Genomic DNA, 14787 nt, shown 5'->3' with positions numbered 1-14787 from the left:
TGCGATCCTCAGGCGGTGGCCTTCTGGGCTTTGGTTTCACTGTTGGGCGGCCCGGCAAACTGGGTGGCGAAGTTGCCGACGCTGAGCATGTCTACTTCCAGCAGGAACGGGCCCGGCTGGCTCAGGGCGCTGTCGACCACCGTGCCGAAGTCCTTGAGGTCGGTGACCAGGCCATGGCGCAGGCCCAGGGACTCGGCAAGCCTGGTGTAGTCCGGGGTGTGCAGGTCGACGTAGCAATGGCGGCTGCCGTAGACCGCATCCTGAATATTGCGAATCACCCCGTAGCGCTGGTCGTTCATCAGCAGGATCACCAGGTTGGCGCGCTCCTGCACCAGGGTCGCCAGCTCACCCAGGTTGAGGATGAAGCCGCCGTCACCTGCGATTGCGAACACTTTGCGCTCAGGCGCCGTTTCCGCTGCGGCGACCGCTGCGCCGATGCCCATGGCCAACCCCTGACCAATTCCGCCGCCCAAGGCATGAACACCCGCACGTGGGTGATACAGGGTCAGCAGGCGGTTGCCCCAGATGCTGTTGGACAGGGTCACATCGCGTACCCAGGAGAAGTTGCGCCCGGTCACTGCCTGCAATTGTTCGACCATGGCCGAGTACGGCCCGAGGTCGGCCATCAGTTGGCTACGTGATTGTTCGCGCACGGCTTTGAGTTCAGCGAGAAAGCTCGGGTCGGTGTGCAAGCGACCTTCCAGGCGATCAGCCAGGCCTTCGAGCGCCAGCGCCGCGTCGCCGCAGACAAACAGTTCGCTGGCGTAACTGCGACCTTCGATCGCCGGGTTGGCGTCGATACGCAAGAGGTTCGAAGGCAGTTTCAGGGCGTACTTGAAGGTTTCGTTACTGCGCAGGCGCGAGCCGGCGATCAGCAGTGCATCGCAGGTTTGCAGGAACTGTTCGACCCGCTTGTTCTGCGAAAAAGCCCCCAGGCAACGCTCGTCGTCTTCATTGACCACGCCGCGACCTTGCGTGGAGGTGATCACGCCCACGCCCATCGTTAGCAGGCGCTTGACCTGTGCGCCGGCATGCCGGGCGCCGCCGCCGAGCCAGAGCATCGGCCGCTTGGCGCTGGCCAGGCGGTCGGCCATCAGGTCGAGGGCTTCCGGTGCAGGCACGGCCACCGGGATCGGCAGGGGCGACAGGTCGGTCGGCATCGGGATAAAGGTGGACTGGATGTCGATGGGGATTTCAACGCTCACCGGCCCGGTGGGCGCGGTCAGGGCGGTCTGCACCGCGAGCTTCATGGTGCTCAGGGCGGTCTCGACACTGCGTACGCGAAAGGCGGCCTTGGACACCGCCTTGAGCATGTTCAGCTGGTCGCGGGCTTCATGGATGTAAGCCAGTTCCTGGTCCAGGTACGGCGTTTCGATTTGGCCGGTGATGTGCAGCAGCGGGGTGCCGGCGGTCTGGGCTTCGACCATCGCACCCGCGGCATTGCCAGCAGCGGTGCCGGTGGAGGTCAGGCACACACCCAGGCCGCCGGTGGTGCGGGCGTAGGCGTCGGCCATGTTGGCGGCGCCGGCTTCACCCCGGGCCATGACGAAACGGATATTGCCGCGTACCGCAAAGGCATCGAGGATCGGCATGTTGTGGATCGAGATCACGCCGAACACAGCCTTGACGTCGCATTGCTCGAGAAAGGCGGTGATGGCAGCGCCCACGGTGACAGTGTTGTTTTCATTACGCATGGCGGGACAGGCCTCCGGATACATCGATATGGCTGCCTGTGGTGTAAGCCGACAGAGGCGAGGCCAGAAACAGGATCGCGCGGGCCGCTTCAATCGGCAGGCCCAGGCGCCCCAAGGGAATGTGTTTTTGTTGTGCCAGGCGTGCGGTCCACTGCGCCCAGCCGAGGTCGCGTTCTTCGCGCGCTTCGAAACGCCTGCGCCATTGCCCGGACTCCACCAGGCCAATCAGGATGCCGTTGACGCGGATGCCCTGCGGGGCGAATTCAGTGGCCATTGAACGCACCAGGTTCTTGAGCCCGGCGCGTGCGGCGGAGGTGGCGACCATGTGCGGTTCGGGCTGGCTGGCCAGCAGCGAATTGACGCAGACGATGGCCGCGTCAGGCTGGTTTTCCAGCTGAGGCTTGAAGGCGCGCACAGGGTTGATCACCGAGAAAAACTTCAGGTTCAGCTCTTCGGTCCAGGCGCTGTCGGTGGTGTCGGCAAAGGTCGAGACCCGGCCTTGCCCGGCGTTGTTGATCAGCACGCTGGCCGCCCCCAGCGCAGCCAGGCTGGCGCCGGCAAACGCGTTGACCGACTCGGCATCGAGCACATCGCAGGCCTGGGCCAACAGGCGAGCACTTGGGAAACGCTCGCGCAAACCGGCTTCAGCACGGCGCAGGCGCTCTTCGTCACGACCGCAGAAGGCCACTGCCGCACCGGCTTCCAGCAGCAGTTCGACACAGGCCAGGCCGATACCCGAAGAACCACCGGTGACAATGGCGACGCGGCCCTGCAATTGGTAAAGGCTCATGTCAGTCTCTCATCAAGGCGGTGACGCGGGGCTGCCCGTTATGGGCGCCGCCGTTGTAGTTGAGCAGTCGCGACAGCTCATCAGCGCTGCGGCGTACCTGATTCAAGAGTTCTTCAAAGTTGACGTGACCGATCTGCGCCGTGGGGATGGTCACGCCCAGGGCCGCGACGATGCCGCCGCTCTGGTCACGCACCGGCGCGGCCACCGTGGAAATCGCCGACTCGAAAAAGCCCTCGCCGCTGACAAACCCGCGCTGGCGGTCGGCCTGGACCAGGTCGAACAGCGCCATCACGGTTTTCGGCGTGCAGGGCGAGTGTTGTTCCAGGTGCTCTTCGGGGTACAACTCGCGCAACTCGGCCAGCGACAGGTCTTCGAGCAGGATGCGCCCCAGCACGGTGGCATGGGCGGGCAGGCGGGTGCCGACGTTGACGGCGTTGGAGAACACCGAAGGCGGTGAAACCTTGGCCACGTAGACAATCGAGCGACCGTCACGCACCACCAGGTTGCTCGGGTAGTTGACCCGGTCGCACAAGCGCGCCAGCAACGGCTGGCCAAGCTCGGTCAGCTCCAGCGACGCCAGGTATTCGAAGCCCAGGCGCAGCACGGACATGCCGAGGCGGTATTCATTGCCGCTGCGGGTGACGAAACCCATGGTCTCCAGGGTGGTCAGCAGGCGGAAGATGGTCGAGCGGGGCAGTGCCAACCGGCGTGCCAGCTCCGGCGCGGTCAGGGTGCGGTTGCGCCGGCTGAACTCACAGAGCAGGAGCAGGCCACGCTCCAGGCCTGGAACGATGTATTTGTCCTGAGCGTCTTTGAGCAGATCGGAATCGTTCATTGGGTTCTACCTGTCAGGGATTGTTGGAGGGCATAGGCCAGGCGCCCGGCCACCACTTGCGGTTGTTCGATGGGGCTGGCGTGGCCGGCATCGGCAATCAGGTTGAAGCTGGCGCCCAGCGCCTTGGCCACGCTCAGGCAGGCCTCGGCGGGGGTGATGCTGTCGGCTTCACCGCAATGCACCTCGCAGGGCATGGCCGGTTGGCCATGGCGCAGCAGGTCATCGCCGCACAGCAATTCAATGGCCTGGCGATAACCACCGGGGTTCAGGCGCGCCATGTTCCAACGCACCCAAGCCAGGGCCTGGGGCGTGGCACGGGGCGACAACATGTGGGCGCTGCGTTGTTCGGCCAGGCCGGCGATGCCCAGGCGTTGCAGGTTGTCCAGGCGTTGCTGACGCACCTGTTGGCGCTGTTGACCAAGCGGTGGTGCGCCATAGCCGCGCGCCGGGCTGATCAGCACCAGCCGGTTGACGCGATGGGCCTGTGAACTGCGGGCGAACGCCAGGGCGGTGAGGGCGCCAAGGGAATGGCCGACCAGCACACATTCCTCGACACCCAGTGCATCCAGCATCTGCGCCAGGCGGGCTGCGTACTGCTCAGCCTTGGGCGCATCCGACTCCAGCGGGCTGGAATCGCCGTAGCCGGGTGCCTCCCAGGCGATGACCCGGGCCTGAGAGGCCAGTTGCCGAGCCACCTGCAGCCAGGACGCCGCGCCGGAGCCGATACCGTGCAGCAACACCACCACCGGCCCCGCGCCACATTCGCGCAACGCCTGCTGACCACCGGCCGAGGCCACCAGGCGTTGGGGAAAATCACGCTCCAGCTGGGCTTGCAGGTCGGCCGTCGGCGCGGCTTGAGAGAGTCCTGGCAGCATGGGCTTATCCGCGCTTGATCGAAGCCAGAGGGTGCTCTGGCGGATAGGTCGGGGTGATGGGTTTTTTCGCACCGAGCATCACGCACATCAACGCATCTTCATCGCCGATGTTGATCTCTTCGCGGTACACGCCCGGCGGTACGGAAATCACGTCGCGGTCGGTAAGGATGGTCTCGAAGCGCTCGCCGTCTTTTTCCAGCACCACTTTGAGCTTGCCGCGCAGCACGAAGAACACTTCTTCGACGTCAATGTGCAGGTGCGGCGGGCCTTCGTGGCCGGCCGGGATCACCATGGTGGAGAAAGTGAAATGCTCCGACGGGATGGTGTTCATGTCGGTGCTGATACCGGTGCCACCGGTGCCGATGTAGCGCATTTGTGCACGGCGGAACTTGGGGTCGTAGTCGGCCTGGAACTTCAGCGCATCCCAGTCGTACTTGCGCGTTTCGTAACGCGCGATACGGGTGTTCATCCAGCTTTCCAGGCTGGCACCGGCCGGCCGGTCCCAGCTTTTCGGGGTGTCGTTTTGGGCAGATAGATCAGTCATGACAGTCTCCAGATCAAGGCATGACGAACCCGCCGTTGACCGGCAGGGTTTGTCCAGTGATGAAGCGGGCAAGGTCGGACAGCGCGAACAACACGGCGCCGCTGACGTCTTCGGGCAATTGCGGGCGCTGAATCGCCCGCTGGTCGTTGTACAAACGGTGGCGTGCCTCGGGCACGTAGGCGGTGGCTTCCACCAGCACCAGGCCAGGGGCGATGGCGTTGACCGTGATGTTGTCGGCGCCCAGCTCGCGGGCCAGGCTGCGGGTCATGGCGATGATTGCGCCCTTGCTGGCGACATAGGCCAACAGGTTCGGCGCGCCCCACAGGGGGGTGTCGGAGGCCAGGTTGACGATGGCGCCGTGGCCGCTGGCACGCAGCGCTGGCAGGCAGGCGGTGGTCATCAGCCAGGTGCCGCGTACGTTGACTTGCATCACCTGATCCCAGGTGTCGATGCTCAGGTCTTCGCAGCCTTTGCCGCCGGAGTTGGTGATGGAGGCGTTGTTCACCAGGCCATCGAGGCCGCCCAGCAAATCGAGTGTCGCGCTGATGCACGCCTGGATCGACGCCGGCTGGGCCAGGTCGACAGTGACTGCCTGCACGTCCAGTCCCAGGGCCTGCAGTTCACAGGCCGCCTGTTGCACGCGTTCTTCCAGCACATCGGCAATCACCACGCGCGCACCGGCCTGGCCGATGGCCTGGGCGAACCCATAACCCAGGCCACGGGCGCCGCCGGTTACCAGCACGCGACGACCTTCGAGCAAACGATTCCGGTCGTTCATCATTGCGTGCTCAACATGGCTTTGGGCATGTAGTGCAGGACGCGTTTTTCCGCCCACACCACGGCGCCGTAGGCGACCACCCCAATCAGGGTGAGCATGACGATGGCGACGAATACACCGGCCGTGTTGCCTTGGCCCTCGGCGTCCACCAACAGGAAGCCCAGGCCCTGGTTGCCGCCGACCAGTTCACCGACGGTGACGCCGATCACGGCCAGGGTCGAGGCGATGCGCAGGCCGGAAAACAGCGCGGCCATGGCTGAAGGAAATTCCACCAGGCGGAAGATCTGCCAGCGGCTGGCGTTCATGGTGCGCACCAGGTTGATCATGTCCGGGTCGACCGTGCGGATCGCCGAGAGCACGTTGATCATCACCGGGAAAAACACGATCAGGATCGCGATCAGAATCTTCGGGTAGATGGTGTAGCCCAGCCACATCACGAACAGTGGCGCAAAGGCAACTTTCGGTGCGATCTGCAACGCAAGGATATAGGGCGACAGCATCGCTTCAGCCGCGGGCGACAGGCCCAGGGACACACCTATCATCACGCCCAGCAAGGCGCCCAGGGCGAAACCGACGACAATTTCCATGGCGGTGATCAGGGTGTGTTGCAACAGGCCGCCGCTGTGCCACATCACCAGGCTTTCCTGGGCCACGCGGCTGAGTTTGGGCATGACGAATTCGGGCATGCCGAGCAGCTCGGGGCCCCACTGCCAGAGCGCCAGGAACAGGATCAGCAGCGCCACGCTACCGAGCACGGAGGGGTTCAGGTTTTTCATCGTATGCGTACCTTGTTGTCCGGTGCGTTATTGCGCGGCGACCGGGCTGTCGACGAATTGGTTGGTGAACAGCTCATCCAGCGGGGTTTCCCGGGGGACGATGCCTTCGCTCACGTAGAACTGGCGGACCTTGTCCAGGCGCTCGGGGTCGATGTGCCCCAGCACAGGCTGGTTGGCGTAGACGTGCTCGACATAGAGCTTGAAGATCTTCTCCAGCGAGTCTTCCTTGCCGGCGTAGGTCGGGACCGCCTTGGCAAAGGTGACGGCGGCGGCGCGCGGGTCCTGGATAATGTCGTGCATGCCTTTGAGGGTGGCCTGGACCACGCCGCGCACCACGTCGGGGTGGTTTTTGATGGCATCATCCGAGGCGAGGATGGCCTGGGCCATGCTTTCGAAAATCTGCGCTTGGGGAATCAGCTTGATCTGCGCGCCGGCTTCTTCGGCGGTGACCATCCAATCGGGCACGCCGGCCATGGCCTGGGCCTTGTTGGCTGTAAACAACTGCCAGACTCCGGCAGGCCCTGCGGCCTGGATGTCTACGTCGTTCTTGCCAAGGCCGGCTTTGCGCAACGAAGCGAGCAGCGCGTAGTAGGTGGTATCGGAATACGACATCACCGTCATGGTCTTGCCCTTGAGGTCGCTGACGTTATTGATGTTGTCCTTGGAATGGGTGGCGATCATGGTCACGCCGCCCGCGCCCAGCACCGCCACGGCGCGCACCGGGATGCCGTTGCCGCGCACCATGATCGGTGTGTCGCCGATGGCACCCCCGAGCAGGGCATTGCCGGCGCCGATCTGCTTGGCCACATCCACACCGCCCTTGGCGGCAATGAACGTGAGGTTCAGGTCCTGGGCCGCGTAATAGCCTTTTTCCTTGGCGATGATCCACGGTGCAAAGGCTGGCAAGTTAGGCGGGGCCGGCAGCAGGTACGTGACGTCGGTCGGCTGCGCCTGGGCCGCGCAGGCCAGGCCCAGGCCAAGGCTGAGCGCGCAAAAACGTTGGAACAGAGACTTGAGCATGGGAACTCCTGAATCGGTTGGGGGCCGCAAGCGCGGTAATCAGTGCAGTTCGGTGTCGGCGCCGACGTGCAGCAGCTCCATCAGGCGACCGACCAGTGGGCCGATCTCCGGTAGCTTGCGACGCTCCAGCGGGTTGTCGCGAAACGGCAGGTCGATGCTGATTTCTTCGATGATGGTGCCGGGGCGGGCGCTCATGACCAGCAACCGGTCGGACATGGCGATGCCCTCGATCAGGTCGTGGGTGATGAACAGCGCGGTCTTCTTTTCATCGAACAGCATCCGGGCCATGTCCTGCTGCAGGATCATCTTGGTCTGGGCGTCGAGGGCGGAAAACGGCTCATCAAGGAACAACACCTGGGGGTCGATGGCCAGGGTGCGTGCCAGGGCGGCGCGTTGGCGCATGCCGCCAGAGAGCTGGAACGGGTAGTGGTCGGCGAAGCCATTGAGGTGGCAACGGTCGAGCAAGTCCAGGGCCACCTTCTGCCGGGTCGCGCTGGGCACGCCTTGAATCTCCAGGCCCAGTTCGACGTTGCGGCGAATGCTGCGCCAGGGCATCAGCAAATCTTTTTGCAGCATGAACGCGACTTGCGGCACGGGCCCGGTCACCGGCTCGCCGCCCACGAAGACTTCTCCTTCAGTGGGCCGATACAGGCCAGAACCCATATTGAGGATGGTGCTCTTGCCACAACCAGACGGACCGATGATCGACACGACCTCGCCGCGACGGATCTTGAAGTTCACATCGCGAATGGCAAAGGGCGCTTCTGTTTTACCTTTGGCTGGGAAACATTTACCGACATTACGGAATTCAATTTCAGTCGGCTCCAGCTCTTCCTTAAGTGCGGGCGTATTCCATTGGGGCGTCACGGCGTACATCTCTTTCACAGCCATCAGGAAGGTACTCTGGTCTGTTTTATAGGTGATACGCCGTTTAGTGCATGAACAATGCCAGTGAGTTAATTCCTACAAATGTTTGTTGAATTACCTTTTGAATTAATGGGTTACGAGATTATGACTAAATATTGGACGTTTCATATATGAAACCATTGTTTTTATATGGCACGAAACTGCACACCGTTTGTGCATGCGATGGGAACTTGCAATGAATGAATGCTTTTTCAAGTAACGCTGAAGGTGTGATGTTTTATATGTGAAACGCACTAACAGCGCTTTATATAAGAAGAGGAATTTCGGGCAAAAAAAAGGGCTTGAAGAACGAGTCTTCAAGCCCTCAAAAGGTGAGAGGTGTCTAGTCCCTCAGCCTGGTGAGCGGTGCAACAAACGCTTAGGCCTTCAGCGGCACCAAACGTGGGGCAATCATATTTTCGGGGCGCAGGATGTCGTCGAGCATGGCGTCGTCGAGCAAGCCTTCTTCACGCACCAGTTCCAGCACGCCGCGCCCGCTTTCAAGAGCGATACGCGCAATGCGGGTGGCGTTTTCATAGCCGATGTACGGGTTCAGCGCGGTGACCAGGCCGATGGAGTGTTCCACCAGTTCGCGGCAGCGGGCTTCGTTGGCGGTGATGCCGACGATGCAGTGCTCGCGCAGCATGTCCATGGCGCGTTGCAACAGGCGGATCGAGTCGAAGATCTTGAAGGCGATCAGCGGCTCCATCACGTTCAACTGCAATTGGCCGCCTTCGGCTGCCATGGTCAGGGCCAGGTCGTTACCGATGACCTGGAACGCTACCTGGTTGACCGCTTCCGGGATCACCGGGTTGACCTTGCCGGGCATGATCGAGCTGCCTGGCTGGCGCGCCGGCAGGTTGATCTCGTTGATGCCGGTGCGTGGGCCGCTGGACAGCAGGCGCAAGTCGTTGCAGATCTTCGACAGCTTCACGGCGGTACGCTTGAGCATGCCGGAGAACAGCACGAAAGCGCCCATGTCGGAGGTGGCTTCGATCAGGTCGGCCGCCGGTACCAGCGGCTGGCCGCTGATGGTGGCCAGGCGTTGTACGGCCAGGGCCTGGTAACGCGGGTCGGCGTTGATGCCGGTGCCGATCGCTGTGCCGCCCAGGTTCACTTCAGTGAGCAGTTCTGGCGCGAGAGTTTTCAGGCGGGCCAGGTCTTCACCCAAAGTGGTGGCGAAGGCGCGGAATTCCTGGCCGAGGGTCATCGGCACGGCGTCTTGCAATTGGGTACGGCCCATTTTCAGCACGTGACCGAACTCGACGCCTTTGGCGGCGAACGCCTGGATCAGGCTGTCGAGGCTGGCCAGCAGCGCGTCATGGCCCAGCAGCAGACCCAAACGGATCGCGGTCGGGTAGGCGTCGTTGGTCGACTGCGCCATGTTCACGTCGTTGTTGGGGTGCAGGTACTGGTATTCGCCCTTCTGGTGACCCATGGCCTCCAGCGCGATGTTGGCGATGACTTCGTTGGCATTCATGTTGGTTGAAGTGCCGGCGCCGCCTTGAATCATGTCCACCACGAACTCTTCGTGGAAATCGCCGCGGATCAGACGCGCGCAGGCTTCGCTGATGGCAGCATGCTTGGCTTCGCTGAGCTGGCCCAACTCGCGGTTGGCGTCAGCGGCCGCTTGCTTGACCATTGCCAGACCGACCACCAATTTCGGGTAATGCGAAATCGGAACGCCCGAGAGGCGGAAGTTATTCACCGCTCGCAGGGTCTGGATGCCGTAATACGCTTGAGCCGGTACTTCGAGTACGCCAAGCAGGTCTTTTTCGGTACGGAATGATGCAGCAGAGGACATGACGGAAATCATCTCAATATGGACCCGGAACTGGCCGGAACGCTGCGAATGCTAGGCTTGTGGAAGTTTTTGGGCCAATGCTGTTAAGCACTGGCCTATGCACAAACGGCATAATGTGGATGTGACCCGGTTATCTTGGCGGGCGTGTGTGCCAAAATGGTGCATTCCGTGGGAGGCAGTGATGAACCTTGAGAGCAAGTGGTTGGAAGACTTCAGCGCCCTGGCGGCGACGCGCAGCTTTTCCCAGGCGGCTGAGCGGCGCTTTGTCACCCAGCCGGCGTTCAGTCGGCGTATTCGCAGCCTTGAAGCCGCCTTGGGCCTGACGCTGGTCAACCGCTCGCGCACGCCCGTGGAGCTGACAGCAGCGGGGCAGTTGTTCCTGGTGACGGCGCGCACCGTGGTCGAACAGCTCGGCGAAGTGCTGCGCCATTTGCATCACCTCGAAGGCGGGCAGGGCGAAGTGATGCAAGTGGCGGCGGCGCACTCCCTGGCGCTGGGTTTCTTCCCCCGCTGGATCGCACAACTGCGCAATGAAGGCCTGAACATCGCCACGCGGTTGGTCGCCACCAACGTTGGCGATGCGGTGCACGCCCTGCGCGAAGGCGGTTGTGACCTGATGCTGGCGTTCTACGACCCGGATGCGGCGATGCAAATGGACGCCGAGATTTTCCCGTCGCTGCACCTGGGTAACACCGAAATGCTCCCGGTGTGCGCCGCCGATGCCGAGGGCAAGCCGTTGTTCGACCTGGAAGGCGAGGGCAGCGTGCCGCTGCTGGCCTACAGCGCCGGCGCGTTCCTTGGCCGCTCGGTGAATTTGCTGCTGCGTCAGAGGGCTCTGCGCTTTACCACCATCTATGAAACCGCCATGGCCGACAGCCTCAAGAGCATGGCGCTCGAAGGCTTGGGGATCGCCTGGGTGCCGCAGTTGAGCGTACGTGCGGAGTTGGCGCGCGGCGAACTGGTGGTGTGCGGCGGGCCGCAATGGCATGTGCCGCTGGAGATTCGCTTGTACCGCTGCGCGTTGGTGCGCAAGGCGAATGTGCGGTTGTTGTGGCGCAAGCTGGAAGGTGGGGCAGCGCAAGGAGACCGAGGTCTCGCTTGAATGAAATTGAGTGGTTTAATGCTCAATAGATCGCTTTTTATCATGTTTTGATCACTTTTCTGCCCAAAAAGTATTGTTCAATGCGTAATCACTTGTCGGGTAAATATTGGCTAGAATACTGATCAAAGGTTTGTGTAAATCCATCTTTTGATCAGGAAACTGCACAAAATGCGAATGACGACGATGAGTGAGCAAGCTATCGCACAAACGATTGGCTCGCGTGTTGAAGCCTTGAGGGTGAAGAAGAACATCAATCAGGAAACGGTTGCCGAGGAGGCGGGTATTTCCCGCACGACGTTACGGCAGTTGATGGCGGGCAAGGGCACCTTGCTCAATCTGATTGCGGTATTGCGGGTGATCGGGGAACTGGATCGGTTGAGTTCTCTGGTCGAGGAGGTGCGTTCAAGCCCCATCCAGATGGCGAAAATGGCTGGGAAAAAACGTCAGCGCGCCTATACCACCCGCAAAGACTCATCCGAAACCATCTCTATACCGGGCCAGAAAAAGCGCCTTGTGCCCGACGCAGTCAAAAAGGACACCCGTTGGTGATTGCACAGATCTATTTATGGGGTTTATACGTCGGAGCGCTCAATTGGGACGAGACAACCCAGGTGGGCGAGTTCGAATTTTCACCCGAGTTTGTCTCCACGGGGCTTGAGATCTCGCCCATTCACATGCCCGCCCGCGCCGGGTACACCTACGCATTCACCAACCTGAACCGGGAAACCTATAAGGCGCTTCCGGCGATTTTTGCCGACTCGCTTCCGGATGACTTCGGTAATGCATTGATCAACGCATGGTTGGCGCAGCAGGGGCGCGACAAGCTTTCGTTCACTCCGGTGGATCGACTCCTCTACCAAGGTAATCGCGGTATGGGCGCGCTGGAATATCGGCCGGCCATGAATACTGAGGCTAATGAGGCCGAAACCATCGAGATCGCGGCGTTGGCCCAGTTGGCTGGGGAGGTGCTCTCGGGGCGCCAAAGCCTGGAGGACCGGCTGACATCCAATGACCCTAGCGTCGACGACGCCGCGTTGCAGCGCTTGATTCAGGTGGGCACAAGTGCCGGTGGCGCTCGCGCAAAGGCGATCATTGCCATCAATAGCGAAGGGCACATCAGGTCAGGGCAGGTGCCAGCGCCCAAAGGTTATAGCTACTGGTTGCTCAAATTTGATGTCGCAAAAAACACCGATGTGCTTGCCGATAGCCAGGGGTTTGGTCGCATCGAGTACGCCTATTACCTGATGGCCAGGCAAGCAGGTGTGGTAATGACTGAGTGCCGTTTGCTCGAAGAGGGTGGGCGTGCCCACTTCATGACCAAGCGATTCGACCGGACCGATGAAGGTGACAAAATTCATACCGCGACCTTGTGCGCACTGGATCATGCTGACTACAACAAACCTGGCGAGTACTCCTACGCCGAGGCCCTGAACGTGTTCAGGGCGCTGAAACTGGGGCGCCGGGAGGCGGAGCAGTTTTTCAGGCGCATGGTGTTCAACGTTATCGCTCGAAACCAGGACGACCACACCAAGAACATCAGCTTTTTGCTGGACACTGACGGTACCTGGTATTTGTCGCCTGCCTATGACGTTACCTGGTCCTACATGCCTGGAAACTTCTGGGTCGACAGCCATCAGATGAGTATCAACGGTAAGCGCGACAATTTTGTGATGGCTGACCTGCTCAGTGTGGGCAGCCAGATCAAAGGGCTGAAGGCCAAGCAGATCATCCGAGAGGTGCATGAGGCGGTGACGCAATGGCCTGTGACCGCTGCAAAAGTGGGGCTCTCGTCGGTCATGATCGATGCCATTGCCAAGACCCATCGGCTGGACCTTTCGCCTGACTCTTAAGTCAATAAAACCGCCACTTTGCGCCGCTAGACAGATGGTCATCCCAGGGGCTGTTTATCTGGATTATTACGGTATACTGCGCGGCCTTCGGCCGGTCCAAACCGGCCTTAATTCGTACACCAAGCCACGCCGGTCTCCCGCGTGGCTTGTTGTTTTTTGACGCGCCTGCGGGCGCCCAGAGAGAAGAGGCACGACGATGAGTGCATTGGTTGGCGTGATCATGGGCTCCAAGTCCGATTGGTCCACCCTTAGCCACACCGCCGATATGCTGGAAAAACTCGGCATTCCGTACGAAGTGAAGGTGGTCTCCGCCCACCGCACCCCGGATCTGCTGTTCCAGTATGCCGATGAAGCAGAATCCCGTGGCATCGAGGTGATCATCGCCGGTGCCGGCGGCGCGGCGCACTTGCCTGGCATGTGTGCGGCCAAGACTCACCTGCCGGTGCTTGGCGTGCCGGTGCAGTCGTCGATGCTCTCGGGCGTGGATTCGCTGTTGTCCATCGTGCAGATGCCGGCCGGCATTCCGGTGGCAACCCTGGCGATCGGCAAGGCCGGCGCGATCAACGCAGCCTTGCTGTCGGCCAGTATCCTGGGCGCCAAGCACCCGCAGTTTCATGCGGTGCTGAAAAAATTCCGTGCTGAGCAGACAGACAGCGTGCTGGACAATCCAGACCCACGCATCGCCTGAGGTTGTTATTGATGAAAATCGGTGTAATCGGTGGCGGCCAACTGGGCCGCATGCTGGCTTTGGCGGGTACGCCGCTGGGGATGAACTTCGCTTTTCTGGACCCGGCGCCGGACGCCTGCGCTGCGGCCCTGGGTGAACACCTGCGGGCTGACTACAGCGACCCGGATCACCTGCGCCAACTGGCCGATGAAGTCGACCTGGTGACCTTCGAATTCGAAAGCGTCCCGGCTGAAACCGTGGCCTTCCTGTCGCAGTTCGTGCCGGTGTACCCGAGCGCCGAAGCCTTGCGCATTGCTCGCGACCGCTGGTTCGAAAAGAGCATGTTCAAGGACCTGGGTATTCCGACCCCAGCCTTCGCCGACATCCAGTCCCAGGCCGACCTGGACGCCGCGGTCGCCAGCATCGGCCTGCCGGCGGTGTTGAAAACCCGCACCCTGGGTTACGACGGCAAGGGCCAGAAAGTCCTGCGCACCGACGCCGATGTGGTCGGCACCTTTGCCGAGCTGGGCAGCGTCGCCTGCCTGCTGGAGGGCTTCGTGCCGTTCACCGGTGAAGTTTCGCTGATCGCCGTGCGTGCTCGTGATGGTGAAACCCGCTTCTACCCGTTGGTGCACAACACCCACGTCAACGGCATCTTGAAAGTGTCGGTAGCCAGTACTGACCACCCGTTGCAGGCCCTGGCCGAAGATTATTCCAGCCGTGTGCTCAAGCAGCTGGACTACGTTGGCGTGATGGCGTTCGAGTTCTTTGAAGTCGACGGCGGCCTCAAGGCCAACGAAATCGCCCCGCGTGTGCACAACTCCGGGCACTGGACCACCGAAGGCGCCGAGTGCAGCCAGTTCGAAAACCATCTGCGGGCGGTGGCGGGCTTGCCGTTGGGCTCCACGGTCAAGGTCGGCGAGAGCGCCATGCTCAACTTCATCGGCTCTGTACCGCCGGTGGAGCGTGTGATGGCGATCGACGATTGCCACGTGCATCACTACGGCAAGGCCTTCAAGGCCGGGCGCAAGGTCGGCCACGCCAACCTGCGTTGCAAGGACCGCGCGACGCTGCAAGCGCAGATTCTCAAGGTCGAAGCGCTGATCGCCGAACAATAAGCCTCTCCCCGGCGGGAACCATTGGGGT

At 61.7% G+C, this 14787-nt stretch carries 15 protein-coding genes; 5 read left to right on the top strand and 10 right to left on the bottom strand.

Going from position 1 to position 14787, the window contains the following annotated elements; translation table 11 throughout:
- Positions 1 to 8: 8 nt before the first annotated feature.
- From BUE92_RS22020 to aspA, 10 genes are all read right to left on the bottom strand, one after another.
- Positions 9 to 1694: a thiamine pyrophosphate-binding protein gene (locus BUE92_RS22020; RefSeq protein WP_073526252.1), complete on the bottom strand. Its 1686-nt coding sequence runs from the start codon at positions 1692 to 1694 to the stop codon at positions 9 to 11.
- Entirely contained in the window at positions 1687 to 2484 is a 798-nt protein-coding gene (locus tag BUE92_RS22015; protein ID WP_073526250.1) for an SDR family oxidoreductase, read from the bottom strand. Before BUE92_RS22015 ends, BUE92_RS22020 begins: the two co-directional genes overlap by 8 nt.
- A 1-nt stretch (position 2485) precedes the next feature.
- Positions 2486 to 3319, bottom strand: a complete 834-nt coding sequence (locus BUE92_RS22010; protein ID WP_003195671.1) for an IclR family transcriptional regulator — start codon at positions 3317 to 3319, stop codon at positions 2486 to 2488.
- A complete protein-coding gene (locus BUE92_RS22005) occupies positions 3316 to 4194 on the bottom strand; it encodes an alpha/beta fold hydrolase (protein WP_073526249.1) in 879 nt (292 codons plus the stop codon). Before BUE92_RS22005 ends, BUE92_RS22010 begins: the two co-directional genes overlap by 4 nt.
- A gap of 4 nt (positions 4195 to 4198) precedes the next feature.
- Positions 4199 to 4738 carry a cupin domain-containing protein gene (locus BUE92_RS22000; RefSeq protein WP_014720525.1) on the bottom strand — a complete coding sequence of 180 codons (540 nt, stop codon included), beginning with the start codon at positions 4736 to 4738 and terminating at the stop codon, positions 4199 to 4201.
- A 13-nt stretch (positions 4739 to 4751) separates the two neighbouring features.
- Entirely contained in the window at positions 4752 to 5519 is a 768-nt protein-coding gene (locus BUE92_RS21995) for an SDR family oxidoreductase (protein ID WP_143170014.1), read from the bottom strand.
- On the bottom strand, positions 5516 to 6292 hold the full coding sequence (locus BUE92_RS21990) for an ABC transporter permease (protein ID WP_073526248.1): 777 nt from the start codon (positions 6290 to 6292) through the stop codon (positions 5516 to 5518). The genes BUE92_RS21995 and BUE92_RS21990 overlap by 4 nt, the downstream gene beginning before the upstream one ends.
- Positions 6293 to 6319: 27 nt before the next feature.
- Positions 6320 to 7312: an ABC transporter substrate-binding protein gene (locus BUE92_RS21985; RefSeq protein WP_073526247.1), complete on the bottom strand. Its 993-nt coding sequence runs from the start codon at positions 7310 to 7312 to the stop codon at positions 6320 to 6322.
- A gap of 39 nt (positions 7313 to 7351) precedes the next feature.
- On the bottom strand, positions 7352 to 8188 hold the full coding sequence (locus BUE92_RS21980) for an ABC transporter ATP-binding protein (RefSeq protein ID WP_050499539.1): 837 nt from the start codon (positions 8186 to 8188) through the stop codon (positions 7352 to 7354).
- Positions 8189 to 8597: 409 nt separating this feature from the next.
- Positions 8598 to 10022 (bottom strand): aspartate ammonia-lyase, encoded by a 1425-nt coding sequence (gene aspA, locus BUE92_RS21975; protein ID WP_017739004.1) that lies wholly within the window; start codon positions 10020 to 10022, stop codon positions 8598 to 8600.
- A gap of 181 nt (positions 10023 to 10203) precedes the next feature.
- On the opposite strand from aspA, the gene BUE92_RS21970 reads away from it, so the two are divergent.
- The 5 genes from BUE92_RS21970 to BUE92_RS21950 all read left to right on the top strand — a co-directional run bounded on the left by BUE92_RS21970 (position 10204) and on the right by BUE92_RS21950 (position 14759).
- The gene (locus tag BUE92_RS21970; RefSeq protein WP_073526246.1) at positions 10204 to 11124 is read left to right on the top strand and encodes a LysR substrate-binding domain-containing protein; all 921 of its coding nucleotides are present in this window, start codon (positions 10204 to 10206) and stop codon (positions 11122 to 11124) included.
- Between the two features lie 168 nt (positions 11125 to 11292).
- Complete coding sequence (locus BUE92_RS21965) at positions 11293 to 11673, top strand: helix-turn-helix domain-containing protein (RefSeq protein ID WP_073526245.1); 381 nt, start codon at positions 11293 to 11295, stop codon at positions 11671 to 11673.
- Complete coding sequence (locus tag BUE92_RS21960; RefSeq protein WP_081372210.1) at positions 11670 to 12974, top strand: type II toxin-antitoxin system HipA family toxin; 1305 nt, start codon at positions 11670 to 11672, stop codon at positions 12972 to 12974. The genes BUE92_RS21965 and BUE92_RS21960 overlap by 4 nt, the downstream gene beginning before the upstream one ends.
- A 196-nt stretch (positions 12975 to 13170) precedes the next feature.
- The gene (purE, locus tag BUE92_RS21955) at positions 13171 to 13662 is read left to right on the top strand and encodes a 5-(carboxyamino)imidazole ribonucleotide mutase (RefSeq protein WP_003195648.1); all 492 of its coding nucleotides are present in this window, start codon (positions 13171 to 13173) and stop codon (positions 13660 to 13662) included.
- Between the two features lie 11 nt (positions 13663 to 13673).
- Positions 13674 to 14759: a 5-(carboxyamino)imidazole ribonucleotide synthase gene (locus BUE92_RS21950; protein ID WP_073526243.1), complete on the top strand. Its 1086-nt coding sequence runs from the start codon at positions 13674 to 13676 to the stop codon at positions 14757 to 14759.
- Positions 14760 to 14787 lie beyond the last annotated feature (28 nt).

This window comes from Pseudomonas fluorescens (assembly GCF_001902145.1).
GTDB classification, from domain to species: domain Bacteria; phylum Pseudomonadota; class Gammaproteobacteria; order Pseudomonadales; family Pseudomonadaceae; genus Aquipseudomonas; species Aquipseudomonas fluorescens_BV.
Note: the sequence above shows the minus strand (reverse complement) of the source record. Positions and strands in the feature narration are given on the sequence as shown.

Coding starts and splice junctions, on each gene's coding strand:
- BUE92_RS21970 (WP_073526246.1), top strand. CDS start 10,204: ATGAACCTTGAGAGCAAGTGGTTGGAAGACTTCAGCGCCCTGGCGGCG.
- BUE92_RS22020 (WP_073526252.1), bottom strand. CDS start 1,694: ATGCGTAATGAAAACAACACTGTCACCGTGGGCGCTGCCATCACCGCC.
- BUE92_RS22005 (WP_073526249.1), bottom strand. CDS start 4,194: ATGCTGCCAGGACTCTCTCAAGCCGCGCCGACGGCCGACCTGCAAGCC.
- BUE92_RS22000 (WP_014720525.1), bottom strand. CDS start 4,738: ATGACTGATCTATCTGCCCAAAACGACACCCCGAAAAGCTGGGACCGG.
- aspA (WP_017739004.1), bottom strand. CDS start 10,022: ATGTCCTCTGCTGCATCATTCCGTACCGAAAAAGACCTGCTTGGCGTA.
- BUE92_RS22010 (WP_003195671.1), bottom strand. CDS start 3,319: ATGAACGATTCCGATCTGCTCAAAGACGCTCAGGACAAATACATCGTT.
- BUE92_RS21980 (WP_050499539.1), bottom strand. CDS start 8,188: ATGTACGCCGTGACGCCCCAATGGAATACGCCCGCACTTAAGGAAGAG.
- BUE92_RS21990 (WP_073526248.1), bottom strand. CDS start 6,292: ATGAAAAACCTGAACCCCTCCGTGCTCGGTAGCGTGGCGCTGCTGATC.
- BUE92_RS21985 (WP_073526247.1), bottom strand. CDS start 7,312: ATGCTCAAGTCTCTGTTCCAACGTTTTTGCGCGCTCAGCCTTGGCCTG.
- purE (WP_003195648.1), top strand. CDS start 13,171: ATGAGTGCATTGGTTGGCGTGATCATGGGCTCCAAGTCCGATTGGTCC.
- BUE92_RS21950 (WP_073526243.1), top strand. CDS start 13,674: ATGAAAATCGGTGTAATCGGTGGCGGCCAACTGGGCCGCATGCTGGCT.
- BUE92_RS21965 (WP_073526245.1), top strand. CDS start 11,293: ATGCGAATGACGACGATGAGTGAGCAAGCTATCGCACAAACGATTGGC.
- BUE92_RS22015 (WP_073526250.1), bottom strand. CDS start 2,484: ATGAGCCTTTACCAATTGCAGGGCCGCGTCGCCATTGTCACCGGTGGT.
- BUE92_RS21995 (WP_143170014.1), bottom strand. CDS start 5,519: ATGATGAACGACCGGAATCGTTTGCTCGAAGGTCGTCGCGTGCTGGTA.